Consider the following 24,976-nt stretch of genomic DNA (forward strand, 5'->3'; position numbering starts at 1 on the left):
ATATTAAAGCCTCTAAAATAGAGGCTTTAATGCAATTACTTGCTTTTTACGCGGTGATTAATCTTCTTCTTTGGGCTCGATATATTCGAACACTTTAACCACTTTACGTACTCCGGCGGTATTTCGTGCCACTTCAACGGCCAAGTCAGCTTGTTTGCGCTCAATCAAACCGAGCAAAAATACCTCGCCATTTTCAGTAATCACTTTAATACGTGTCACATCCAATGCTTTTTCATTCAGCATCCGACCTTTTACTTTAGTGGTTACCCAGGTGTCATTACTACGGGTGGTAAAAGAAGTGGGATTACCAATACGTATTTGATTATGAATTTTACCGCCAATATTTAACTCTTGTACTGCCTTAATCGCTTTGTCGCGCAACATAGAGTTAGGCGCTTGCCCATACATCAGCACGTTACTATTCATCACCACACCAGTAATGTTGGTTTGGTTACTTAAGTCTTCATGTTTGGAAAGCGCGCTTGTTATTTCAAAGTCAGCATTGGTATCGCTGATTTGGGTAGACATACTTCGCTCATCATTAGCCATCTTGGCGCCACCTACGGCACCAACCATCACTGCCCCAGCGCATCCTTGCAATAAGGCTATAACCGAGATGATGACAACAAGCCTTATCATGCCTGTTCATCCTGAGGGAATAAAGTGCGGTCAATATTGTCACATAAACAGTGAATGACTAACAAATGCACTTCTTGAATACGTGCGGTCACATTTGACGGCACACGAATTTCCACATCACCAGCGCTCATTAAGCCTGCCATAGCACCGCCATCTTTACCTGTCATGGCAACAATGGTCATATCGCGGCTTAAAGCAGCTTCCATAGCTTTGATAATATTACCTGAGTTACCACTGGTTGAAATGGCTAGTAAAATATCACCGGGTTGGCCTAAGGCTAAAATTTGTTTAGAGAAAATTTCATCATAGCTATAGTCATTCGCAATTGCTGTGATAGTAGATGTGTCACAGCTTAACGCGATAGCCGGTAACGGTGGACGCTCAATTTCATAGCGGTTAAGCAGCTCAGCAGAAAAATGCTGTGCATCACCGGCACTGCCGCCATTACCACATGAAAGAATTTTATTACCGCCGAGTAAACATTGCACCATCATTTCAGCAGCTTTTTCAATTGACTCAGGTAAGGCTTCTGCCGCATCAATTTTGGTTTGAATCGATTCTGTGAAACTGTCTTTAATACGTTCTAACATGCAACAATCCTTACGATATAGAATTTTTACTGGCGGTTAACTACCAGGGTGTATTGTCGCCAAGTTTGTGTCGATATAATGCCATAAATCAATGCTGTGGTAACTATGGATGCTTAAAAACATCCCTGAATCCAACTTATTTGTGTGTTATTTATGGCAATAACATCAAAACGGCAAGGTGGATTAATGCCTTGTTGTTGTAAATAAGCGTTTGCACTGAGGCGAATGCGATGAATTTGTTTAGCACTCAGTGCATTTATTGCGCCGCCAAAAGCCTGAGATTGACGATATTTTACTTCAACAAACACTAAAGTCTGTTGCTGCTTCATAATTAAGTCAATCTCGCCGAACTTATAGCGCACATTTGCGGTAACAAAGGTTAACCCTTGTTGCTGTAAATATTCGCGTGCTTGTTGTTCAGCGAGTTCGCCAGATGTCATAGTGGCGTGAGTTTACCTTTTTCGTATTTGCCCCAAGTTAATTGACGATCAATTAACCCATTAGGTTTTAGCGACAACGCACCACTGCGGCCACTGAATTGATATCCTGGAAATGCACGCATTTGGGCTAAACGATTGACTAGGTCAAGCGCGTCATATCCCATAACATATAGCCGTTTTTGGCTATTATTCCAAGTAGACCATAAAGATTCCACCATGCGGGTTTCATTACTTGGTTGCATTAACCAAGGTATGTCACTGATCATCACTTTATTTAATTCTTGTGCAGATTGAGTTGATTCATTTTCTAAGCGGCCACGACTCGAAGTATAAAGTGCCACTGGCTCAGCAAATACACTGAAGTTAACGTCTAAAAAGGCTTTTAATAACGATAAGTCTTGGTAAGCCGACACCATATAAATGGCATCTATGTCTTGGCGAGAGCGAAAATCAGCCTCAAGTTTGCTGCCCAGTATTTCTTTCATACGAGCAATTCTAGCTTGACTGTCTTTTACCCCTAAGGCTTCTTGTACGGTCAGCTTCATTTGGTCGCCGCTATCAAAATAATGAATTTCAGCGTTATTTTCTGTTAGTGATAACCAAGTTTGATTGAAACTTTCAGCCATACGTTTACCTATGGCATCATTACTGGTTAATAACAAAGGTAACTTAATCCCATCGGCATACAACTTACGCGCGGCATCACTGGCTTCTTGTGCAGGTGATAACGAGAAGTAAAATTGATTAGATTGTGGCTCAAATTGTTCTAGCTGATTTAAATACAGTTGCGGAATAAGCTGCGGTTTACTTTGGTTTGCGCGTTGCAACTCTTCTACTTCATTAGGTAATAATGGCCCGATAATGAAGTCGGCACCGGTATTCGTTGCTTGTTGATAAGCAGCTTTGATCCCTATCTGACTGTCAATAAAGTGCAGGGTGACATTACTATCAAATTCGGCCATATAACTGGCCATAATTCCCATTTTTATGGGTTCAGCAACTGCCGAGCGAGGACCTGAAAGCGGTAATAGAACCGCAATGTTCTGTGGGCGATAAGGTTTAGCATTCAGCGCTTTTTCTAAATCCGATGGTAACTTTACCGCGGCTGGATGATGAGGGTTATTACGTTGCCATTCCCCTAAATAACGCACCAGCTGGGTTGGCTCTACGGCATAATGTTTAGCAATATAAGCAAGTTGTAGCCAGCCTGAGAATATCGGATTTGCAGGTTCGCGCATGAAGCTTTTAATGGCTTCCTCTTGCAATGGTTGTAACACTTTCCAAATAATATCATTAACCTGAGTCGATTCAGATTTAGGTAAATAGTTACTTAATAGACTTAATTGTCTAATTTGATCTATGGGCTGCTGCAGGGTTTTATAAAGACGGGCTTTATACTGATGATATGTTGCCATTTGCCAGCGAGGTAATTGCCAATGGGGGGGGGTATTGTAAGGTGGTCAATGCTGCCTGCGCATTCTGAGTTTTCTCATCAATACGGGCATTTAAGTAAATATGCTCAGCCTGAATGGTAGGTACTTTTACCATGTTTTTTAGCATCGACGATAAAATGCTACTCGCAGAGCTGTAATTACCATCATTAATATAAGCATGCGCCGCCAGTAGCAGGTTGCGATCACGTTTTTCAGGTAAGCTGCTTTTACTGGCTTCGGATAAATAAACATTAGCAGGTTGCTCTACTGACGCTAAGGATGTATTGATCACTTGATCAATACTTTCGGTTTTATTGGTTGCACAACCAATCAATAATGTTGGTAGTGTCAGTGCCAATAGAAATTTAATTGAAATCAGTCTTTTTAACACAGGGCTTCACTCTGGTAAGATATTGGCTTTAGTTTAACCTGCTCTTACGCTTGGCGAAAGACTTGTGCAAAGAGATTATTGAGGTAGTTATGGATCAAGCAGCAGCACTTTATATTGTGCCCACCCCCATCGGCAATTTCGCGGACATGAGTAGCCGTGCAATTGAAGTGTTAAATCAAGTCAGCTTGATAGCCTGTGAAGATACTCGTCACAGTGGTAGATTGTTAAGTCATTACGGTATTGAAACCCGTAAAACGGCTCTACATGACCATAATGAACGTGACCGCGCTCAATGGATTGTTGAACAATTACAATCAGGTCAATCAGTTGCACTTATTTCTGATGCAGGTACGCCGCTGATATCCGATCCTGGCTATCACTTGGTTAAACATGTTAGAGAAGCGGGTCATCAAGTTATTCCGCTGCCAGGACCTTGTGCGGCAATTACCGCACTAAGTGCTTCAGGATTACCATCAGACCGATTCAGCTTTGAAGGTTTTTTGCCGGCCAAAGAAAAAGGTCGTATCGATAAATTGACTGCGTTGAAAGAAGACCCTCGCACGTTAATTTTCTATGAATCACCGCATCGCATTGTACAAAGCTTGATGTCAATTGTTGCTGCTCTGGGAGCTGAACGCCAAATTGTTATGGCCAGAGAAGTCACTAAAACCTTTGAAACCTTCTTATCAGGTACAGCTGAAGCTGTATTAGCGATGGTGATCGCTGATGAAAATCAGCAAAAAGGTGAAATTGTTATTATGTGTCATGGTTTTGCTCAAGCCGACGATGAAGCCATTCCTAAAGTCGCTATTGATACGTTAACCTTACTTGCAGCAGAGTTACCACTTAAGAAAGCGGCGGCAATCGCCGCGCAAATATATGGTTTTAAAAAGAATGCATTGTATAAACTCGGGCTCGAACTTGGTTTATAACAAAAGTCGGGTCGATAAAGCTAACTATGGATTGGTTTGTTGGCAGGCTTAGGCTATAATCCGCGCCGAGTTGGCCAGACAGTTGCCGCGTATGCAAGTACGGGGAGGAAAGTCCGAGCTTCAAAGAGCAGGGTACCAGGTAACGCCTGGGCGGTGTGAACCGACGACAAGTGCAACAGAGAGGAGACCGCCATTTTGGCTTCGGCTGAAATGGTAAGGGTGAAAGGGTGCGGTAAGAGCGCACCGTGCGGCTAGCAATAGTTCGTAGCAAGGTAAACTCTACCCGAAGCAAGACCAAATAGGGTTCCATTACTTTAAATAGTATATGCGCTGCTCGCGTAGGAACCTGGTAGGTTGCTTGAGCCTGTGAGCGATTGCAGGCCTAGATGAATAACTGTCCACGACAGGACCTGGCTTATCGGCCAACTCAAACCTTTCGAAATAAAAAGGCCTCACAGCGATGTGAGGCCTTTTATGTTTGTGTCTCTTTAGCTACATCGACAGCCCCTAGTGAAGTAATGCGTTATAAATTCCTTAACCATTAATAATATATAAGGATAATTATCATTGGTTAATGATATTACTGGCGAAATTGTTCCGCCTAGTCCAATATTATAACTCTATGATTTTTGGATATTAGGTGATTATGAGTTTGTCTTTGGGGGATAAAACGGCGGCTAAGTGGGGCTGTGCAGTATTGTTTATTGGCTTAGCTATCAGCCTTGCTGTGGCATTGACAGTAAATAGTCGTAACTCAACGGCAGTAAATGAAGCCCTTCAACGTACCGTAGAGCAAATTAGTTATCAGGTCTTAAATCGCCTTACATTATACCAATATGGCCTTCGCGGCGTACGCGGAATGGTTGTTATGGCTGGTGAAGATGAAATTTCTCGGCAAACGTTTGGTCGCTATAGCTTAACGAGAGAGGTCGCCGAGGAATTCCCAGGGGCGCGAGGCTTTGGTTTTATTCGTATCGTTTCACCTCAACAGCAAGCTTCTTTTATTCTTAAAGCACAGCAAGATAGTTGGCCAATCTTTGCAATCCGTCAGCTGACCCCCCACGATAATGATCGTTATGTGATTCAGTATATTGAACCCGTTGAAAGTAACCTTTCAGCAGTGGGTCTTGATATTGGTTCAGAAGTACAACGGCGAGAAGCCGCGGATGCGGCAATGTTGTCTGGTGAGGTGCGTTTGTCTGGGCCAATTACGCTAGTGCAGGCTACGGGTAAACCACTACAATCTTTTTTAATTCTATTACCTATTTACCATAATGGCTCAACCCCCTTAACCCCTGAAGCCCGCAAAGCTACAATATTTGGATGGAGCTATGCGCCTTTGGTCACCAATGAGGTGTTAAGCGGGTTAAATTTACCCCTGCAAGCTGCCCAGCTAACCCTAAGTGATGTTACTCAAGCTAATCAACCGATTCCGTTCTATACCACAACAGCAGATGATGAGTTAACTGATTCTCAATACTCTGTTGTAAAAGAAATCCTTGGGCGTAAATGGCAATTTAAGGTTAAGGCATATCCTAAACTCATCAATGGATTGAATCTTAATCGTGCGAGTTTGGTGTTTGCCTATGGTGCTCTTTTTAGCGTTTTATTGGCAGCATTAGTCTTGATGTGGTCAATGTCGGTACAGCGAAAGCAGCAAGTGTTAGCCGAACAGGCTAGACGAGCCAGTATGCTTGAACATTCGCTTGATGGCATTATTAGTTATGATCTTGATGGGTTTATTACCAGCTGGAATCGAGGTGCTGAATTACTGTTCGGTTATAAGGAGCCGACAACGATTGGCTTACGCAGTACTGAGTTAATTGTTCCCCCTGAAAAGGCTGAATTGGAAAAGGGCTGGTTTGCTAAAGCGTTAGCAGGAGAAGTGATCTTAAATCAAGTGTCATCGCATCAATGTAAAGATGGGATGATTTTATCGACATCTATGACAATGTTAGCCATTGTTGGTGAGCATGGTGATACTGTTGGTATTAGCCAAACTATTCGCGACATTACAGCGCAAAAAGATGCAGAGTTACGCATTTTAAAGTTGAATGAAAGCCTAGAGTTTAAGGTAGCAAATCGAACACAAGAGTTACAACAGGCTGTATCTGAAAATAAAGCATTACTTAAGTCGATTAATAATCAACTCATCTCAGTTGTCACCAATATTGACGGTGTGATTTTAGACGTTAACGACTACTTTTGTCGTATCAGTGGTTTTTCTCGCGAACAACTCATTGGTAATAATCATTCATTATTACGTTCGAGTGAACATGATGACGTATTTTGGCAAAATATGTGGGCACAAATTAGCTCGGGTAACTCTTGGCATGGTGAAATTTGTAATATAGACAAGCAAGGCGATACACACTGGTTAGATACCGTTATTGGTCCTGTGGTCGATGAAAATGGTCATATAGAACGTTTTGTTGCATTAAGTACCGATATTACCGAACGTAAATTTGCTCAAATAGAGAAGAACAAACTTGGCTCACTATTAACCAGCGTACTCGATGCTGCTTCTGAAATGTCGATAATTTCCACTGACGAAAACGGCATAATTAATATATTTAATCGTGGTTCAGAGCAGTTGTTAGGTTATAGCGCAAATGAGTTAGTTGGAATATCTAGCCCAGCCTTAATACATTTACCAGAGGAAATTAATGCGCGATCTATTGAGTTATCGGAACAATATGGTCTAGTTATTGAAGGCTTTGATGTATTTGTTTATAAGGCCAGAATGGAAGGGTCAGAAACCCGAAATTGGACCTATGTAAAGAAAGATGGCTCTCACTGTCAAGTATCTTTATCTGTAACTGCAATACGTGATATTGACAACAATATTGTCGGTTATTTAGGTATAGCAGTAGATATCACTCAAACATTACAGCAACAAGAAGCATTAGTGACTGCCAGTAACCATCTTCGTAAGGCTGCTGAGGTCGCACAGCTGGGGATGTGGACTTTCAATGTGTCAGATAGCCATTTAGATTGGAATGATCGTATGTTTACTATTTACGATCATCCGCTTAGCTTGCGAGAGGAAGGCCTAAATTACCAACATTGGATAATGCGGGTTCACCCTGATGATGTTGCCATGATGGAACAACAACTGAATAATGTAATTGACGGGCAAGGAAAATACGATCTTATTTTTAGAGTACTAACGACTCGTGGTCAAGTGCGTTATGTTCAGGCGGCAGCTGAGGTTGAAAGAGATAAGCATGATAATGTGATTCGAGTTATTGGCATCAATCTCGATATAACAGAGCAACGTGAAGTAGAAAAAACCTTGCGAGCAGCGAAACAACAAGCCGATGATGCCAATGCGGCCAAGTCGGCATTTTTAGCGAATATGAGCCATGAGATCCGCACCCCGATGAATGCCGTGTTGGGTTTGTTGCAATTAATGCGTCATACCACCATGTCCCCCCAGCAAGAGGATTATATTCATAAGACCCAAACTGCAGCGAAATCCCTATTAGGCTTACTTAATGATATTTTAGACTTTTCTAAAATTGAAGCGGGTAAGTTCCAGCTTGACCCTGAGCCTTGCGAAATCGAAGTGTTGATGCGCGAGCTTGCGGTGGTGTTATCAGCTAATTTGAGCAATCGAGATGTTGAGGTGATGTTTAATCTCGACCCAACCATTCCATCTTGGTTGCTGATTGATAAGCTCAGATTACAGCAAGTATTGATCAATTTAGCTGGTAATGCATTGAAGTTTACCCGTCATGGCCAAGTCATTATAGGGATCGAATGTCTCGAATCAGTTGAAAATAGTAAAAAGCTGCGTTTTTCTGTGACAGACACAGGGATTGGGATCAGCAAAGAGCAAATAAGTCGTATTTTTAATGGTTTTGAACAGGCTGAATCTTCAACAACTAGACGTTTTGGTGGTACAGGGTTGGGATTGGCCATCAGTAAGCGTTTAGTTGAATTAATGGGCGCAGAATTACTGGTAACCAGTCAAGTTGATGAGGGCAGCTGCTTCTGGTTTGATGCGACTTTCTCAGTCGTCCCTATTACGACGGAAGTGGCTATTGATATTAAAGGGCGTCGAGTGTTGGTGGTTGATGATAACCGCACAACTACCGAAATTTTACAGAAGATTCTGGTTGATTTTGGTTGTTCAGTCGATTGCGCTTATAGCGGCGCAGAAGCTATAGACAAATGTAATCAGGCACATAATGCCCAGCTTCCTTTTGATGTCGTCCTTATGGATTGGAATATGCCTGAACTTAATGGCATAAAAACGGCTAAGCTATTGCGAGCATCGATACAAGATTTGCAAGGTAGTATTCCAGCGGTCATTATGCTGACGGCTTATGGCGAGGAAGTGTTCAGGGAGGATGATAAAGAGCATGGTGCGCCTTTTGTGCATTTTTTAACTAAACCGGTGACATCTCAATTATTAGCCGAGTCCATTAGCCAAGTGATGTCCGGAAAATTCATGGCGACATCCGTTAAGCCGATAGCACAAAAGCGACTGCAGGGATTAACCATTTTAGTGGTTGAAGATAATCAATTAAATCGACAAATTGCCGATGAACTGCTTACTTTAGAAGGGGCTAAAGTTGTGTTGGCTGAGGGCGGAGTGGAGGGCGTTGCCTTAGTGACTCAGAGCCCACAGGTATTTGATATCGTCATTATGGATGTACAGATGCCTGATATGGATGGCTTAGAAGCCACTCGGTGTATTCGAAAAGATCCTCGTTTTGAGTTATTACCTATTCTGGCTATGACGGCTAACGTCTCTCAGTCAGACAGAATTGAGTGCATTGCCGCTGGGATGAATGATCATACCGGTAAGCCTATTGATATGAACCTGTTAGTCCCCAGCATTTTAACGCTTGTCGGACGTGAATTAAGCGAGTTAGTCGTTGATAACTATTCATTTAGTGACGATGCGTCTGATTTGCTAGAGCCCCAAATTCTCGCAGATCAATATGTATTAGACAGTCTTGCAAAGGTGTTGAGTCGATTTGGCGGCAATGAGGTGTTTTTTAAAAAAATGGCTAAAGGATTTGAAGCGGAAATAAACAAGCAATTGTGGCACTTTGATAATGCTTTCACGCAACAAGAGACATCACAGCTTGTTGCCGTTAGCCACAGTATTAAAGGTGTAGCAAGTAATTTTGGTGCCAAAATGCTAGCTGATTTTGCTGCTTATTTAGAAGTGCAGTTTAAACAAGGTAGCCATAAGCCGTGGCAAATTAAGCAGTGGCAAGATAAGCTGGCTTTATTAACTCGACTTAGCGTTGAGCAGCTTGCTAAATATATCTCTGAACCACTCAAAAATGAGTCACTAGCGGTTATTAAATCAGCACAAGATAAACCTCAAAACATTGAGCTTGTTCAGAAACAAATCATGCAATTGAAAGAGCAATTACAACATAATAATCTTGATGCTATGTACGCAGTGGACGAGATAGCCAGTTCATTATCTCACCATAGGTGCTGGGCTGAATTTTATGAGCAAGTACAAACTCTTGATTTTGAAAAGGCATTGACCTTATTAGCGATTATTGAGGCGGAGGTAATTTAATGTCCAATTCTGAAGTGTTGAGTTTGGCGAGCAGTGATAAAGGCAAAATTTTAATTGTTGATGATCAGCCGTTAAATATCAAAATATTGCATCAGTTATTCCAGAATGAATGCGATATCTATATGGCAACCAGTGGCGAGCGAGCTATTGAAGTGTGCCAGAAAATAAAGCCTGATGTGATGTTGCTTGATATCGAAATGCCAGGAATGACCGGGCTGCAGGTTTGTGAGGCAATAAAAAATAATCCAATAACCGCTAATACTGCCGTTATTTTTGTAACAGCACATTTTGATGAAGAACAGGAAGCTAAAGGGTTTCAGTTAGGTGCAGTGGATTATATTCACAAACCTATCAACAGTATTATTACCACAGCAAGAGTGAATAATCAGTTATTGTTAAAGCGCCAATCTGATATTTTGCGGGCTATTGCCTTACTTGATAGTTTGACAGGGTTAGCCAATCGTCGTCAATTTGAACGCAGCATACCTGAATCATGGCAGCACTGTAGCCGCCAGAATAAGCCGTTATCATTGGTGATGCTCGATGTTGATTTCTTTAAACACTACAACGACACCTATGGGCATCAACAAGGTGATGATTGCCTTCGTTTAGTCGCACAGGCTATTTATGCCGTTGCTCGTCGCCCTTATGATCTGGTTGCCCGTTATGGTGGTGAAGAGTTTGTTTGTATACTGCCAGAAACAGATAGCTTAGGGGCAACATTAATTGCACAGAAAATGATAAATGCAGTGCAGGCATTAGCTATTGAACATGCTGGCTCCAGCATTTCGTCAACTGTCACCATTAGTGCGGGAGTGGCAACCACTTATCCGACTATTGACTCTAGATGGGATAAGCTATTGAATGAAGCTGATATGCAGTTATATCAAGCTAAAGACAGTGGACGTAATCAAGTTAAGTGCATAGCTTTGTAACCATCAACATTGCGATTAGGTTGACCCTTTGCAATAAGTTTACCTTTTGCCGTGTTCATTTTTGAGATTTTATCCCGCCAACAACTGGTATATCACATAGTTCATTTTTAGATGATGTGTGTGATATAGCAACTAATTTGTTAATTGTTCAAGCAGCTTACACTTCTGTGGCTATAATTATAGTCAATTCACAATTCTAAATATTAACGTTATATAACGCTTATAAATTAGCCATGTAGACGATGACATTATTTTTGTCGCTTGGTTTGGTATTAAGTCACCTCCGTTCGGGATAACACCTGAGTTGAGGTTAAGTATTAACTGATTTTTATTGAACATATTGCGACAATGAAATTAGATTTTGGCTGAGCCGAAATAGCGCAACATTGGAGTGAAAAATATAAAGATGCATGGATAAAAAGTAACGGTAACTTTAATCTAATGGTTATGTATTGAACTGAATAATGGCTAGGTAGGTGAAATATGAATTTTCAAAGTATTAGAGTGAAGAGTAGCATTCCCATGGTGTTGCTTGGCGCTACAGTGATCCTCATTATTGTTATTTTCTCTTTCTTGCTAAAGCTGCAGAGCGTAGCGTTAGAGGTGCAATCACAACAATTTATGAAGGCTATTTCATTGGTGTTAAATGCTGATCGTGATCTTTATCAAGCCGAATTAGCAGAAACCAGAATCATAGCTAAGTTAGGTGACTTTGACACCGAGCAACAAGATAGATTAGAAAATGCGCGGCAAGTTAAAACACGCTTTGACGAATATATTCAACTTTTAAATCAATACCCTGATGTGACCAGCCAGTTTAGTGAATTTGATAATGTATTTGAGGGTTGGTTAACAGCATCGAACCAATTTGTTGATGCGGCTAGTCAAGGTCATAACGAATTAGCTCAGTATGAACAAGATGCATTGCAAAAGTTTAAACAATTAAGAGTCGTACTAGATAAAGCAGGTGTAACGGCCGAAAATAAAGCTGATGAGCTTAAAATCGAGTTGGATAATAATATATCTACCTTGGCTGTAATAGCCTTTGTTATTGTATTCGCAGCACTGATTATTGCAGGCTGGTTTAGCTATTTAGTCCCCAAAGCCTTAACCTCTCAAATGCGTTTGCTAACACGACAAATTGCTGAAATTGCTGATGGAGATGGTGATTTAACTACACGGATAGATATTCACAACCAGGATGAATTTGGGGATCTTGCCGTACAGTTTAATCGATTTGTTGCAAACTTAAGGGAGCTCATTACGACTATTTTAGCTCAATCTAGCGACCTCAAGGCGCTCACTATTGTGTTATCGGATTCTGCTGTGAAATCTAAATCTATTACTCAAACACTAAATGTAGCATCTGATTCGATTGTCAGCGCAGTGCATGAGATGAGTGCCTCTAGCAAAGAAATGGCAGAGATCGCTAGCACCTCTGCGGATGAGGCCGTTAATGCGAGCAATATGGCCACCACAGGGATAACAGTTGTGGCAAACTCAAATGCCAGCATTAACGAATTATCTAATCAGATGGATCAAGCGCTGAGCAGTTCGCTTGAGTTACAGAAAAGTTCTGCAAGTATCGCCTCGGTTTTAGATGTGATCAGAGGGATAGCTGAACAAACTAATTTATTAGCATTAAATGCAGCAATAGAAGCTGCTCGTGCAGGCGAGCAAGGGCGTGGTTTTGCCGTAGTGGCAGATGAAGTGAGAACCTTGGCAACACGTACCCAGGAAAGTACCAACCATATTCAAACAATGATTCAACAGTTACAGCTAAGTGTTAATCAATCAGCGGACGCTATTTCTTCAGGTAAACAGCTTGCAGACAAAACGATTGATATTTTTGAAGAAGCTAATCAAGTATTTAAAAACCTACAACAGTCTTCGACGCGAGTAAACGAAATGTCGACTCAAACAGCGTTGGCAACCGAAGAACAAACTGCAGTATCAGATGAAATCAGTCAAAATCTATTTGCTTTGAATGAACAAACAAGCTCGGCCAGATCAGTTGCACAAACAAGTGAACAACTTGCCAGAGAAATAAGCGCGTTATCGAATACATTGAGTCATTTGGTTGAAAGGTTTAAGGTGTGATTTTTATTATGTTGCATGTTGCGACATTGAGGTTTTAGTGGCGATATTGATGTTGTAAAAGCAAAAAATATGCAGCTAAAGAGGCTTTTGTAGACCTTCGTCTAAGGGGGATAACCTTGACCTTGTAGGGCAAGTCGTTGACACTTCTAAGCTACAATAATACCTTCCTCCTATTGGACAAATATTATGCTTATATTTTTCATATGTATTGCGTTGCTGGTGCTAGCTTATAAATTCTATAGTCCATTCGTAGAACGCCAAGCTGGAATCGATCCAACACTCAAAACACCCCAAGTTAGATTTAACGATGGCGTCGACTATGTTGAGGTTCATCCTGTAAAAGCTTACTTAATTCAATTTTTAAATGTCGCTGGCGTGGGTCCAATATTTGGACCTATTCTGGGAGCTTTATATGGCCCAATTGCTTTAGTATGGATTGTCATCGGTAATATTTTAGGTGGCGCGGTTCATGACTATTTTTCTGGTGTATTGAGTATCAAAGAAGATGGTAAAAGTTTACCTGAAATCGCGGGTCACTATTTCAATATATTCTTTAAAGGTTTGATGCTGATTTTTACTGCGATGTTACTGTTTTTTGTGGGCGTGGTATTTATTATGAGCCCAGCAGGACTATTAAGTAATTTAAGCTATTTTGAAGGAACATTCTTAAGTGGCAATACTTTTTGGGTATTGGTTATTTTAGCTTATTACTTTTTAGCGACCTTGTTACCGATTGATAAAATTATCACTAAGTTATATCCCGCATTTGGGCTGTTAATGATTGTAATGACCTTGTCGTTAGCTGTGGCATTATTGATCAATGCACCCCATTTACCTATGGCCGGAGACTTTTTAGCCTACTTTGATCATAGCCATTATAACAATGATTTATTAGAGCCTAATCCTGATGGATTACCGACATGGCCATTATTATTTGTCACCATTACCTGTGGTGCTATCAGTGGTTTTCACTCGACTCAAGCGCCCATTATGGCGCGTTGTTTAACCAATGAAAAATACGTTCGCCCAGTTTACTTTGGCGCAATGATGTCAGAAGGTGTGGTGGCATGTGTGTGGGCAACAGCCGGTATTGCGGCATTTCCTGGTGGTTATATCGAGCTTAAAGAGATTTTGGCTCAGGGCGGCCCAGGGTTAGTGGTTAACCAAGTCGCAACCTCTTATTTAGGTGTAGCAGGTGGCATTATGGCGATTATTGCCGTGGCTATTTTCCCTATCACATCGGGTGACACCGCGTTCCGTTCATTGCGCTTAACCATTACCGATGCGTTTAATATTCCGCAAAGTATGCGTAACCGCTTATTGTTAGCTGTGCCGATTTTAGTGATTGCTTATTTCATGACTAAGATTGATTTCACCTTAATTTGGCGTTATTTCGCTTTCTCAAACATGCTGTTATCGACCAGTGTGTTGTGGTTAGCCACTAAGTATTTGTTTGACCGTGGTACTTTCCATTGGATTGTCAGTCTGCCAGCCATTATTGGTACCAGTATTACGGTATCTTATATTATGACCGCAGGTATTGGTTTAGGACTCCCTATAGAGTTAAGTAAGCCGGTAGGTATTGCTGTTGGCGTGGTGTTATTGATTGTACTTTTGCTGGTACATCAAAAGCGTAAAGCTGCCGCTGTATAAAAATATATGACACAATGAAAATGACCTTGCGCTGGCAAGGTCTTTTTTTGAGTTAACAATCTGCTTTCATTCCTAAATTAACCGTGGGGCAGAGATTTAGTATTATAGTCATCGTGATTTTATCCCCTTGTACCTCACCCCCCACTATAAGATGTTCCAGAAGCTAAGTTACTCATTATTTGCTAGTCCGTTACGCCTGGCCCCACATATTTTCTACGGTTCAGCTCCTATGTTTGCTATCGAGCTGGTGGGTTAGAAGTGATCTTTAATTTGGAATCTAAACTCCCAGCTATTCATGTCTTGCCCGTTAGTGAACGGCTTGGCAATATCAATGTGGGCAATATTGCCGTAACTGGATTTTGATGAGTAAATACGAGCGCCAATACCAATGCTACCTATAGGGTCATTGACTTCATTAAATTCATCTGTGCCACCAAATGCCTGGCCAACATCGGTAAATAAAGCCCAGCCTAAATCGGCAAGTTGATATAAATTAATATTAGGATAATTTCTTAATTCAGCGGTAAACACCCATTGATTGTCACCGTGTTGGTAATCATTAGGATACCCTCTAATGCCAGTTTCATCACCTAAAGCAAAGGTACGGTCAAGGTAGTTATTCTGAGAGGTTGCCACCACAGCTTTGGTGTAAGCCGTCCATTTATCTGTGATGTTATAGAAGTATTCAGATGCTAACGAAATATTATAAAAATCTTGTTGGCCGGTGGCTAAATCAGCCTCGCCCTGTAGCTTTATTAAAAACAGATGTCTGTCTGATTGCCAACCACGAGTACTGAGTAGGTTCAGGTGATATCCCAGGTTAGCATCATCAGCCACATCATTAGTTTCAAAACCCAGCTTAACGGTATGATGCCAGCCTAAATTAAAATCTTCGTTGTTGCCGATAAGGTGAATATTATTAAGAACAGTAAACTCATCTTGTAAATATTCATAACCTATCCAAGGGTAGATAAAGTCACGATCAACCGGTAATTCATTGAGTGGATACATTTCAAGGTTTTCAAAGTAATGGCTATCTTGAGTCACCCCCAGTGTCACACGGTTAAGCTCATCTTTACTTCGGTTTAATAACCAACCATAGGTAAGGTTAGCAAACTCGACATTATGTTTAAATTCGTTTACGTCGACACCATTTTGCCTAATGATGTCTGTTCGCTCATCTTGTACCCAAGAGGCGCCATACATGTTTTTAGTATCTAAAGCATAAAAAGGTTTATAAAAGGCTAACGCAGTGGCTTGGCCGTCACTATTATCGTAAAAGTCTGCTGCAACAATGGCATGCTTGATGGCTTTTACCGGTGCGCTAAAGGCAAACTTATAGCCAGTTCTGTCATCGCTAGCTTGATATTTTACTCGGGTATTAATACCTAAACCGAGTAAGTTATCCTCTTTAATGCCGAAAGAGTATTTCGTGCCACCGCCATTTTTACTCAAGCTCATCGTCGGCAACAGGGACCAGTTATCCCATGTTTCAACCAGTACGGTTTGGTCTGCGGTGGCATCAGCGTCGGGGGCTTTTTGGGTAACGGTAATTTTTGCATCACGAATGTAAGATTCAGATCGTAAAAGGCGTTGTGCTTCTAGCATGTCTTTTTGATTAATATCATCACCCACTTCAAAGCTTAAATTATCTATGATAGTTGAGTCGGTGGTATTGATATGTAGATAGTTTGCCCAGCGATGAATAAAGAATGACTCGGGGTCTGACTCATCAAAAATAGGGTTGCTTTGCACCACTATTTTACTGACTTTAACCGTCGAATTTGGTGCATCTTTCGCTACGGGGGAAGTTGTTTCTGTTGGCTGTATTAACGACTTATTATTTGGAACAACCTCAGCTGAAAAGGCGGATAATGGCAAAGTTGAACACGCGATGCTCAGTAACACTAAACAGGTTTTGGGCATCAAGATGTCCTTTAAATGATTATTTCTAGGGTAATTGTTTCTAAAATGATTTTTTAATCGCTTATTAATGTTTTATTTTTGTTGTTATCATGTTTAATAACACACCTGAATTGATAGAGAGTCAAGTGTTTGCTGTATTTGATGGGTATTGTTTTTGATATTGGCTATTTAAAAGCCTAACTGACGAGTTTAGCTAGGTTGTAGGTCACTAGAATGGTTAAGTACTAAGCGGACTGAATAATATTGTGAAGCTAAAAAATTAAGCAGGCCGAAAAGTCGTCGCCTGCTGATTTATTCAAATATAACTACAGCTTATAAAGATCGCCTAGGAGGGACTATGACGTTAGCAAAAATAAGCCCTGCAATAAGCGACATAAAGATTAAGAATATTTGCGAGCCAAGGTGAGCCTGATTCAACATAGTTTCACCTGAAATAAGCGCGTTGAGACCAATATAGGTTTTGCTGCCGGGCACCAAAATAACAATGCCTTGTAACAGAGCTATAGACGCGGGAGCTTTCATCCAACGTGCATATAAATTGGAATAAATACCTACAGCAAGTGCACCCACAAAAATACCAATGGATTCGCCTAAATAAATTCCGCCTAACATGGCTGAGAAAAATGCCACTATGCCTGCAAATACGCCCCATGGGGAATCTTTAAGACGGGCTTTAAAGATAATAACCAGTGACATAGATAGCATAGGCACCGCAGACCAAATGGCCCATCTAGGCAATGGTTCAGGGTCAATGTAAATCGCTTCGCCAAAAATGGCTTTACCGATTGTCATCCCAAGTACGGCGCCAAAATACAGTTTAAACAACTGCATAACGGCATCCATTATGCGTGCCGTGCCTGATATTAAATCTCGCGCGGCTAACTCTGCTAAGCCCAAGGTCAATGCTAAACCAGGGACAAAGATAATTACTCCAGACAAAATAGTAACAGGTAAGTTAATACTGGCATCAAATTGAGCAATACCGCAGGCCAAGATAGCAACAACAACCGCGGCTAAAGGCTCTAGCATTTCGGCAACGCGTTTAGAGCGCTCAGCCCAAAACACTAAACTGTATACAATTAGCCCCAGCATGGCAGACCAGAAAACATCATGCCAACCCGTGCCCATCAGCATAGCAAAGGCACCCGCACTTGAGCCGAAGGCTAATAAAGTGAGTTTATGGCCGTAGGGATTAGGTTTATTGGCAATTTCCTCTAAACGGTCAAGCGCCTCTTGCAAAGTGCGTTGGCCAGAGCTTAACTCTTCAACTAACTCAAAGGTACGTGCCAGTGAGCCTAAATCTAAATCACCGGGTTTGACACGAGCAACATGGTTGTATTCTTGTTCAGTATCATGCTGTAAAACAAAGGTCATAGACGTTGGCGAGATAAGAAAATAACCCTCAATACCAAGGGTGTGAGATACCGTCTGCAAATGAGATTCAAGGCGATAAGCTGGCGTGCCAAACTTGTGTAATGCTTTACCTAATTTAATGATAAATCTACGTTTTTCGATAAAGTCTTGATTATCCACTGGCCGTCAGTCACTCTTAATTAATCTTGGGTTAATAATGCAGCGAATAGTAACCGATCCGCTGTTATTAATCGATAAACTATTTACCTTCAATACTAGTCATTAAACTCTGAGCTGAGTTTATCAAGGTGATAGTTTAGAGATTTATGGTTATGATAGCGTGACAAAAATAGACAGGAGCAAAAAATGGCTTTATTGGTAACGGGTTTGTACGCTAGTTTGACCAGGTTATTGGTTCTCGCAATGGCTTATCGTATTGTTAAATTACGACGTTTTCATGCTATCGGTATTGGTAGTGGTGGCAATAAAGATTTATCGTTAGCTATGCGAGTCCATGGCAACTTATTAGAAAATGCACCAATGGTGCTAATTTTACTTGGACTGGCAGAAAGCAATGGTATGCCTGTTTACTTGCTTCATTGTTTTGGTACTGCTTGGATTGTGGCACGTTTGCTACACGCCATAGGGTTAACCCACGGTAAAGGCGGCTATCATTTCGGTCGTTTCTGGGGAGTATTAACCACCTGGATCGTCACCCTAGGTTTAGCTTTGGCTAATATTGGTTTTTTTATCGGTTTATAATCAATTAGCTGCTTTGCAAGTTACCCGCAATCGCAGCTATAAATAAGTGGAAGCCTGCTATATCCACTTATTTAATAGGGTTTTAGTTCTACCTGAAACATAAAATTATTTTACCTTTGCTGCTTTTTTAGTCACACTTCCGCTTTACCAACTGCTATACTTCGCGTCCGCTTCTTTGGCGTATTTTTCAATTTTTAGGTCATACACATGCAAGTTGAGTCAACATTATTTAGTTATCCCAAATTTTGGGCCGAAAGCTTCGGCGCGGCGCCATTTTTACCTATGTCCCGCAAAGAAATGAATAAGCTGGGTTGGGATAGCTGTGACATTATCATTGTGACTGGCGACGCTTACGTCGACCATCCTAGTTTCGGCATGGCAGTTATCGGCCGTATGCTAGAGGCGCAAGGTTATCGGGTGGGGATCATTTCCCAACCTGATTGGTCAAGCAAAGAAGACTTTATGCAGTTAGGACGACCAAACTTATTTTTTGGTGTTACCGCTGGCAACATGGATTCGATGATTAATCGTTACACCGCTGATCGAAAATTACGCCATGATGATGCCTATACCGCGGGTGATATTGGTGGTAAACGCCCTGATCGCGCCGTGACGGTTTATACCCAACGTTGTAAAGAAGCATTCAAAGAGGTTCCGGTAATTATAGGCGGCATCGAAGCGAGTTTACGCCGGATAGCCCACTATGATTATTGGTCAGATAAAGTGCGTCGCAGTGTTATTTTTGACGCTAAAGCCGACATTTTAGTTTACGGCAATGCCGAACGTCCTTTAATGGAAGTTGCTCGCCGTATCGCCAGTGGTGAAGCGATTGGCGATATTGACGATGTGCGTGGCACAGCAGTAATGCGTAAAGAGGCTATGCCAGGCTGGCGCGGCATGGATTCACGTAAAATTGATCAACTGCATAAAATTGAACCTATTCCTAATCCTTATGGGGCAGATGACGTTGGCTGCGCTAAATTATCAGGGCCAACTGATAACAAAATTTTTGATAACGATGCACCCAAAGCGATCAGCGTACAACCGCCAAGACCCAAACCTTGGGATAAAACCTACGTATTATTGCCAGCCTATGACAAGGTTGCGGGTGATAAGTATTTATACGCCCACGCATCACGTATTTTACACCAAGAGCAAAACCCAGGTTGTGCCCGTGCGTTATTCCAGCCACACGATGCTAATCGCGGTGTGTGGGTTAACCCACCTGCTTGGCCGTTAAATACCGATGAAATGGATGCGGTATTTGATTTGCCTTATCAGCGTGTGCCACATCCTGTTTATGGCCAAGAAAAAATACCTGCTTACGACATGATCAAAACTTCAATTAACATTATGCGAGGTTGTTTTGGTGGTTGTTCATTCTGTTCGATTACTGAACATGAAGGCCGTATTATCCAAAGTCGTTCACAAGAATCGATTATTAAAGAAATTAAAGATATTCAAGAAAAAGTGCCAGGCTTTACCGGCGTTATTTCTGACCTAGGTGGCCCAACCGCTAACATGTATCGCTTAGGCTGTACTAGCGAAAAAGCCGAAAAAACCTGTCGTCGTTTATCCTGTGTTTATCCGTCTATATGTGGTCATTTAGGCACAGATCATAAACACACCATCGACTTATATAAAGCGGCACGTGAAGTACCAGGTATTAAAAAGGTATTGATTGCATCGGGTGTTCGTTACGATTTAGCGATTGAAAACCCTGATTATATTAGAGAGTTAGCTAAGCATCATGTGGGTGGTTATTTAAAAATTGCTCCAGAACATACCGAAGAAGGCCCATTAAGCAAGATGATGAAGCCAGGTATGGGCACCTATGATAAGTTTAAAGAATTGTTCGACAAGTTCTCTAAAGAGGCGGGTAAAGAACAGTTTTTGATCCCTTACTTTATCTCAGCTCACCCAGGCACCACAGATGAAGATATGGTCAACTTGGCACTATGGCTTAAAGGTCAAAAATTTAAGTTAGACCAGGTACAAAACTTTTATCCATCGCCTATGGCTAATGCCACCACGATTTACCACACTGAGTTAAATTCACTTAAAAATGTGAAGCACACCAGTGAGATAGTCAGTGTGCCTAAAAAAGGTCGTCAACGTAAATTACATAAATTCCTATTACGTTACCACGACCCAGCAGGCTGGCCGATGATCCGTGAAGCTTTAATCGCCATGGGCAAAGAATCACTGATTGGTAATAGCCCAAGCTGTTTAGTGCCGCCAGAAACCCGCAACGAGCAAACAAAACTTAAGTGGGGCCAAAAACCGGCTAAGTCGTCTGCCAAAGCCGATGGTAAGCAAGATGGCCAAAAAGCCATGACCCGTTTTTCATCAAATCAATTTGATGATCGTAAGGGCGACACCACAGCAGATAAAAAGCCGAAAGCGGCGAGTGGACAAGCTAAAACTGGTGCAAATAAAGCTAATGCTAACAAAGCTAATGCCAGTAAAACGGGTGGTAAAAGTAGTGGTTGGGCAACACCGTCTAAGCATCAACGTAAACCCGTAAATGCTAAATCAGCCCAAGGGGCAAAGTAGCTTTTAAGCTATTGATAATATGTTGCTACCGAAGTGATCGCTAACTCAGCTTACTTAAGCTGAGTTTAGCGTTATTTTGTCAGTACATAATGTTGAGGTTAAGCGTTAAAACTGTGATCTTAAGGTAAGTTAGCACAACTTATTATGGGTAAGTGTTTAATTCATTTATGTATTTCATCGGTGATTTCAGCATCACTTTTTTAAACATAGTAATGAATGCACTTACCGATTCATACCCCAATAATTCAGATACTTGCTGTACACTTTGATTATCTGATAGTGCTTGTAGTGACATAATAATATGCAGCTGCATGCGCCACTTTCCAAACGTCATTCCTGTTTCTTTTTTTATCAACCGCGCCAGTGTGCGTTCTGTTAGTGCAAACTGTTCGGCCCATTGTGGCAGCGTCTTGCGATTATTAGGCTGATTGATCAGCTGTCGGCTGATGGTTTGAATAATAATATTTTTAGATAATATAAAATCTAAGGGCTGAATAGGCATATCGATTAGCTGTTCAAATAATACCTGCGCAAGGCGTGCGGTTTTACTGTTTAAATCGTAATGTTGATCGCAATCAGCCAGCGTACAAATTAATTCTTTTACCAGTGGTGAAATCGCTAATGTGCATGTATTGGTAGGCATGCCTTGTTTACTGGCATCAATAAATAAATGGCATAATTTAGCGTTGTCAGAAGCTCTATTGCTGTGGACTTTATGTGCAGGGATCCAAATAGCGCTATGGGTTGGCACCATCCACATTTTGGCAGACACTTCGCAAGTAACATATCCATGTAAGGCTAAAATTAACTGCCCTTTAGGATGAGTATGTAAAGGGATTTCATGACTGGCGTAAACATGTTCTTTTTTGGCAATAATAGGCTGTGCCATATATTCAAAATTTTCTATTTCATCCCAGCCAATAGGTTTAAACATGTTTTTGTCTGTTTTTAGTTATTTTATGTCACAATTTCCAAATTATATAACTGGCTAAACTTTTATACTAGTCACCATTACTAGAGGCATGAAACGAACATACTTTATGGCAATATCTAAGTTGGATCATATACCGCACTCCCGTTTGTCAGGCATATTACTTGTTGTGGGTATTTTGCTTATTGCGGCTAATTTACGTGCTCCTTTCACCGGAATTGCCCCTGTGTTGGCGCAAATTATTGATCACTTTGGTTTTAGTGGATCACAAGCGGGCTTTTTAACTACCTTACCGCTAATTGCTTTTGCCGTTATTTCCCCTATGGCCGCCACGCTTGCTAGAAAACAAGGGTTAGAGCATGCGCTATTTATTGCTTTAATACTTATTATGGTGGGTATTGCCTCTCGGTTTGTAAACTCAGCTGCAATGTTATTTATTGGCACAACTATTATTGGCGTGGGCATTGCCATTGCTAATGTGTTATTGCCTAGTTTAATTAAGCGTGATTTTGCCACTAAAGTAGCACTAATGACGTCAGCCTATGTGTTAACTATGGGAGTAACATCAGGTGGTTTTTCAGCGATGGTATTTCCGCTGAGCCAGTTAAACGGTTTGGGGTGGCAACTTGCACTTGGCTCAGCTGCAATATTGACGTTAGCCAGTTTAATTATATGGACTGCACAATTAGGTAAACATACTCGTCCCGCTAATATTGCGCCGCTATCTGCCACCGCAAAAAGTGTATGGCGTTATTTATTAGCCTGGCAAATTACCTTATTACTCGGGTTAAACTCTTTATTAACTTATATCATTATTACTTGGCTGCCGAGTATTCTTACCGATACTGGCCACTCTGCGATACAAGCTGGTACTTATCACGGCGCTTTTCAAATAGCGACAGCATTACCTGGTTTGGTGTTAATCCCTTTACTGACTAAGTTAAAAGATCAGCGTGCATTAAGCTTTATTTTGGGCATGTTCAGTGCTGTAAGTGTATTAGGATTACTGTATATGCCTCATTATGCTTTTGCATGGACGATAACTTTAGGCTTTAGTTCTGGGGCATGTTTTATTTTGGGATTATCATTTATTAGTTTACGCACAGATAGTGCACAACAGGCGGCCTCGCTTTCTGGTATGTCACAATGTATGGGTTATTCTCTGGCGGCTGTAGGGCCTATGATTGCTGGATCGCTCCACTCTACAACAGGAAGTTGGGATGCTGCATTATGGTTATGCGCTATTGCGGCGGTATTGTGTGCATTGTTTGGCTTAGGTGGTGGTAGAAATACCACATTAGAAAAATCTACCGACTAAGCTATAGCTTTATGCTTAGTCAGCGATAGCGTTTCTACCAGTAATGTTCTCGGTTAGTATTCATTAATATACCTATTAAGTGGTTGTCCGCGCCTAGCTTGCGCAGCAGCAACTGGGCAAGCCAATACCGTTCAGGTTCAATTAAATAAACCTTGATATGGTAAGTGCTTAACGCATAATTCTACTGTTAACCCAAACCAGTTTTATGCAATCTTGATAGTATTTCTACTCCAATAGGTAAAATAATGATAACAACTCCTATGTTAAAAACCGTGACCTTTTCTCTCGCCATAAGTGCATTGGCTTCATCTTCTGTGCTGGCGGCTGATGCTACCCAAGAGCAATATTTTGATGCTTTATCCGCTCAGTGTGGCAAAGCATTTGAAGGCGTTGTTACTGCTGGTAGCAGTGCTGATGATGGCTTTAGTGGCAAGAAATTAGTGATGCATGTACGTGAGTGCAGCGACACTGAATTGAAAGTGCCATTTCATGTTGGCGACGACCATTCTCGTACTTGGGTAATCAGCAAAACCGAAACCGGTTTACGCTTAAAGCATGATCACCGCCATAAAGATGGTACAGAAGATAAAGTCACTATGTACGGTGGCGATACCATAGATTCTGGCACCGTTACCCAACAATCATTTCCAGTTGATGCAGAGTCTATTGCAAACTTTAAACAGAATGGTCTAGACCAGTCAGTAACGAATGTATGGCACATGTATATTGAGCCAAACTCATTTACTTATCGCCTTACCCGCGAAGCTCGTGATTTTAGAGTTGATTTTGACTTAACCAAACCAGTAGCATTACCGCCAACGCCTTGGGGGCATAAGTAACAGTCGATTAAGTTAAAGGTTGAGCCAAGCTTTTGCTGAGTAAAGGTAAGTGGGTGTTATTTAAACTGGCCACTTAACCATTGCCAGCAGCTTGGCTATATGTAAATACTTCTTCGGGACGCTGTACGGCATCCGTGGCCGCTTAACGAAAACATCCCTGTTTTCGATACCCTCAACCGCATCTACACTTCGCCATTCAATTTCTTCGATTTAGCCTAATTAGGATATATCTATACAAGTATCTATTTTTAATAATAAATTCAGATATAAATGTGACAGAAAATCTTGAATTAAATCCACAAATCAGAGTAGAGTATAACCACTACACATGACGTGTTAGTCTTTATTAATCGAACCAATACCAATAATCTATTGGTAAATAGTTGGCACAGGGTTAACGTTATACAAGACATCTCTCATTCAATTGCCCATTTTGCTCGAAATACGTGCTATTCCAACTAGCGATAATAATAAAAAATAAAATGGCTGCCTGAGGTAGCCATTTTTATTGGGTACAAGATGTAATGAGCCCCATGCAGGCGAGGGCAAGTTATTCCGCTAGCGAGCAAAAAACACAAGATAGCAGCCTGCCAAGGCTTACGCAGTGGAAACTATTAAGCGTAAACC

15 protein-coding genes, 1 other RNA gene and 1 pseudogene are annotated in these 24,976 nt (G+C 41.3%); 10 read left to right on the top strand and 7 right to left on the bottom strand.

Annotation, left to right across the window (positions count from 1 at the left end; genetic code table 11):
* Positions 1 to 57: 57 nt before the first annotated feature.
* The 4 genes and pseudogenes from L0B17_RS03770 to L0B17_RS03785 all read right to left on the bottom strand — a co-directional run bounded on the left by L0B17_RS03770 (position 58) and on the right by L0B17_RS03785 (position 3,493).
* Positions 58 to 639 carry a BON domain-containing protein gene (locus L0B17_RS03770; protein ID WP_235087689.1) on the bottom strand — a complete coding sequence of 194 codons (582 nt, stop codon included), beginning with the start codon at positions 637 to 639 and terminating at the stop codon, positions 58 to 60.
* Positions 636 to 1,229 (bottom strand): phosphoheptose isomerase, encoded by a 594-nt coding sequence (locus L0B17_RS03775; RefSeq protein WP_226412843.1) that lies wholly within the window; start codon positions 1,227 to 1,229, stop codon positions 636 to 638. The genes L0B17_RS03770 and L0B17_RS03775 overlap by 4 nt, the downstream gene beginning before the upstream one ends.
* 113 nt (positions 1,230 to 1,342) lie before the next feature.
* Positions 1,343 to 1,669, bottom strand: a complete 327-nt coding sequence (locus L0B17_RS03780) for a YraN family protein (protein WP_235087691.1) — start codon at positions 1,667 to 1,669, stop codon at positions 1,343 to 1,345.
* Positions 1,666 to 3,493: pseudogene (locus tag L0B17_RS03785) on the bottom strand (penicillin-binding protein activator). Before L0B17_RS03785 ends, L0B17_RS03780 begins: the two are co-directional and overlap by 4 nt.
* Before the next feature lie 89 nt (positions 3,494 to 3,582).
* On the opposite strand from L0B17_RS03785, the gene rsmI reads away from it, so the two are divergent.
* The 6 genes from rsmI (at position 3,583) to L0B17_RS03820 (ending at position 14,664) form a co-directional block, all read left to right on the top strand.
* Positions 3,583 to 4,425 (top strand): 16S rRNA (cytidine(1402)-2'-O)-methyltransferase, encoded by an 843-nt coding sequence (gene rsmI / locus L0B17_RS03795; protein WP_235087696.1) that lies wholly within the window; start codon positions 3,583 to 3,585, stop codon positions 4,423 to 4,425.
* 66 nt (positions 4,426 to 4,491) lie between these two features.
* An RNA gene (rnpB, locus tag L0B17_RS03800) (RNase P RNA component class A) lies at positions 4,492 to 4,859 on the top strand.
* Positions 4,860 to 5,071: 212 nt separating this feature from the next.
* Positions 5,072 to 9,976, top strand: coding sequence for a PAS domain S-box protein (locus L0B17_RS03805; protein WP_235087698.1), 4,905 nt, complete (start codon positions 5,072 to 5,074; stop codon positions 9,974 to 9,976).
* On the top strand, positions 9,976 to 10,911 hold the full coding sequence (locus tag L0B17_RS03810; RefSeq protein ID WP_235087699.1) for a diguanylate cyclase domain-containing protein: 936 nt from the start codon (positions 9,976 to 9,978) through the stop codon (positions 10,909 to 10,911). The genes L0B17_RS03805 and L0B17_RS03810 overlap by 1 nt, the downstream gene beginning before the upstream one ends.
* 483 nt (positions 10,912 to 11,394) lie before the next feature.
* On the top strand, positions 11,395 to 13,011 hold the full coding sequence (locus tag L0B17_RS03815; RefSeq protein WP_235087701.1) for a methyl-accepting chemotaxis protein: 1,617 nt from the start codon (positions 11,395 to 11,397) through the stop codon (positions 13,009 to 13,011).
* A gap of 186 nt (positions 13,012 to 13,197) precedes the next feature.
* Positions 13,198 to 14,664, top strand: coding sequence for a carbon starvation CstA family protein (locus tag L0B17_RS03820; protein WP_235087703.1), 1,467 nt, complete (start codon positions 13,198 to 13,200; stop codon positions 14,662 to 14,664).
* 252 nt (positions 14,665 to 14,916) lie between these two features.
* On the opposite strand, the gene L0B17_RS03825 is transcribed toward L0B17_RS03820, so the two are convergent.
* Both L0B17_RS03825 and L0B17_RS03830 read right to left on the bottom strand, forming a co-directional pair.
* Positions 14,917 to 16,590: a hypothetical protein gene (locus L0B17_RS03825; protein WP_235087705.1), complete on the bottom strand. Its 1,674-nt coding sequence runs from the start codon at positions 16,588 to 16,590 to the stop codon at positions 14,917 to 14,919.
* A 312-nt stretch (positions 16,591 to 16,902) separates the two neighbouring features.
* The gene (locus L0B17_RS03830; protein WP_235087706.1) at positions 16,903 to 18,123 is read right to left on the bottom strand and encodes a threonine/serine ThrE exporter family protein; all 1,221 of its coding nucleotides are present in this window, start codon (positions 18,121 to 18,123) and stop codon (positions 16,903 to 16,905) included.
* 186 nt (positions 18,124 to 18,309) lie between these two features.
* Here L0B17_RS03830 and L0B17_RS03835 point away from each other — a divergent pair, with 186 nt between their 5' ends.
* Both L0B17_RS03835 and L0B17_RS03840 read left to right on the top strand, forming a co-directional pair.
* Positions 18,310 to 18,705, top strand: coding sequence for an MAPEG family protein (locus tag L0B17_RS03835; protein ID WP_235087708.1), 396 nt, complete (start codon positions 18,310 to 18,312; stop codon positions 18,703 to 18,705).
* A gap of 207 nt (positions 18,706 to 18,912) precedes the next feature.
* Positions 18,913 to 21,261 (top strand): YgiQ family radical SAM protein, encoded by a 2,349-nt coding sequence (locus L0B17_RS03840; protein ID WP_235087709.1) that lies wholly within the window; start codon positions 18,913 to 18,915, stop codon positions 21,259 to 21,261.
* Between the two features lie 142 nt (positions 21,262 to 21,403).
* On the opposite strand, the gene L0B17_RS03845 is transcribed toward L0B17_RS03840, so the two are convergent.
* Positions 21,404 to 22,195, bottom strand: coding sequence for an AraC family transcriptional regulator (locus tag L0B17_RS03845; RefSeq protein ID WP_235087711.1), 792 nt, complete (start codon positions 22,193 to 22,195; stop codon positions 21,404 to 21,406).
* Positions 22,196 to 22,301: 106 nt separating this feature from the next.
* Here L0B17_RS03845 and L0B17_RS03850 point away from each other — a divergent pair, with 106 nt between their 5' ends.
* Both L0B17_RS03850 and L0B17_RS03855 read left to right on the top strand, forming a co-directional pair.
* Entirely contained in the window at positions 22,302 to 23,510 is a 1,209-nt protein-coding gene (locus L0B17_RS03850; protein ID WP_235087712.1) for an MFS transporter, read from the top strand.
* A gap of 245 nt (positions 23,511 to 23,755) precedes the next feature.
* Positions 23,756 to 24,349, top strand: coding sequence for a hypothetical protein (locus L0B17_RS03855; protein WP_235087714.1), 594 nt, complete (start codon positions 23,756 to 23,758; stop codon positions 24,347 to 24,349).
* Positions 24,350 to 24,976: the final 627 nt, after the last annotated feature.

Source organism: Shewanella sp. OMA3-2, from assembly GCF_021513195.1.
GTDB lineage: Bacteria > Pseudomonadota > Gammaproteobacteria > Enterobacterales > Shewanellaceae > Shewanella.

What these genes read in the sequence shown, in the direction of transcription:
- L0B17_RS03775 (WP_226412843.1), bottom strand. Translation starts at nt 1,229, where the DNA reads ATGTTAGAACGTATTAAAGACAGTTTCACAGAATCGATTCAAACCAAA.
- L0B17_RS03780 (WP_235087691.1), bottom strand. Translation starts at nt 1,669, where the DNA reads ATGACATCTGGCGAACTCGCTGAACAACAAGCACGCGAATATTTACAG.
- L0B17_RS03815 (WP_235087701.1), top strand. Translation starts at nt 11,395, where the DNA reads ATGAATTTTCAAAGTATTAGAGTGAAGAGTAGCATTCCCATGGTGTTG.
- L0B17_RS03845 (WP_235087711.1), bottom strand. Translation starts at nt 22,195, where the DNA reads ATGTTTAAACCTATTGGCTGGGATGAAATAGAAAATTTTGAATATATG.
- L0B17_RS03805 (WP_235087698.1), top strand. Translation starts at nt 5,072, where the DNA reads ATGAGTTTGTCTTTGGGGGATAAAACGGCGGCTAAGTGGGGCTGTGCA.
- L0B17_RS03850 (WP_235087712.1), top strand. Translation starts at nt 22,302, where the DNA reads ATGGCAATATCTAAGTTGGATCATATACCGCACTCCCGTTTGTCAGGC.
- L0B17_RS03810 (WP_235087699.1), top strand. Translation starts at nt 9,976, where the DNA reads ATGTCCAATTCTGAAGTGTTGAGTTTGGCGAGCAGTGATAAAGGCAAA.
- rsmI (WP_235087696.1), top strand. Translation starts at nt 3,583, where the DNA reads ATGGATCAAGCAGCAGCACTTTATATTGTGCCCACCCCCATCGGCAAT.
- L0B17_RS03835 (WP_235087708.1), top strand. Translation starts at nt 18,310, where the DNA reads ATGGCTTTATTGGTAACGGGTTTGTACGCTAGTTTGACCAGGTTATTG.
- L0B17_RS03770 (WP_235087689.1), bottom strand. Translation starts at nt 639, where the DNA reads ATGATAAGGCTTGTTGTCATCATCTCGGTTATAGCCTTATTGCAAGGA.
- L0B17_RS03855 (WP_235087714.1), top strand. Translation starts at nt 23,756, where the DNA reads ATGATAACAACTCCTATGTTAAAAACCGTGACCTTTTCTCTCGCCATA.
- L0B17_RS03825 (WP_235087705.1), bottom strand. Translation starts at nt 16,590, where the DNA reads ATGCCCAAAACCTGTTTAGTGTTACTGAGCATCGCGTGTTCAACTTTG.
- L0B17_RS03840 (WP_235087709.1), top strand. Translation starts at nt 18,913, where the DNA reads ATGCAAGTTGAGTCAACATTATTTAGTTATCCCAAATTTTGGGCCGAA.
- L0B17_RS03820 (WP_235087703.1), top strand. Translation starts at nt 13,198, where the DNA reads ATGCTTATATTTTTCATATGTATTGCGTTGCTGGTGCTAGCTTATAAA.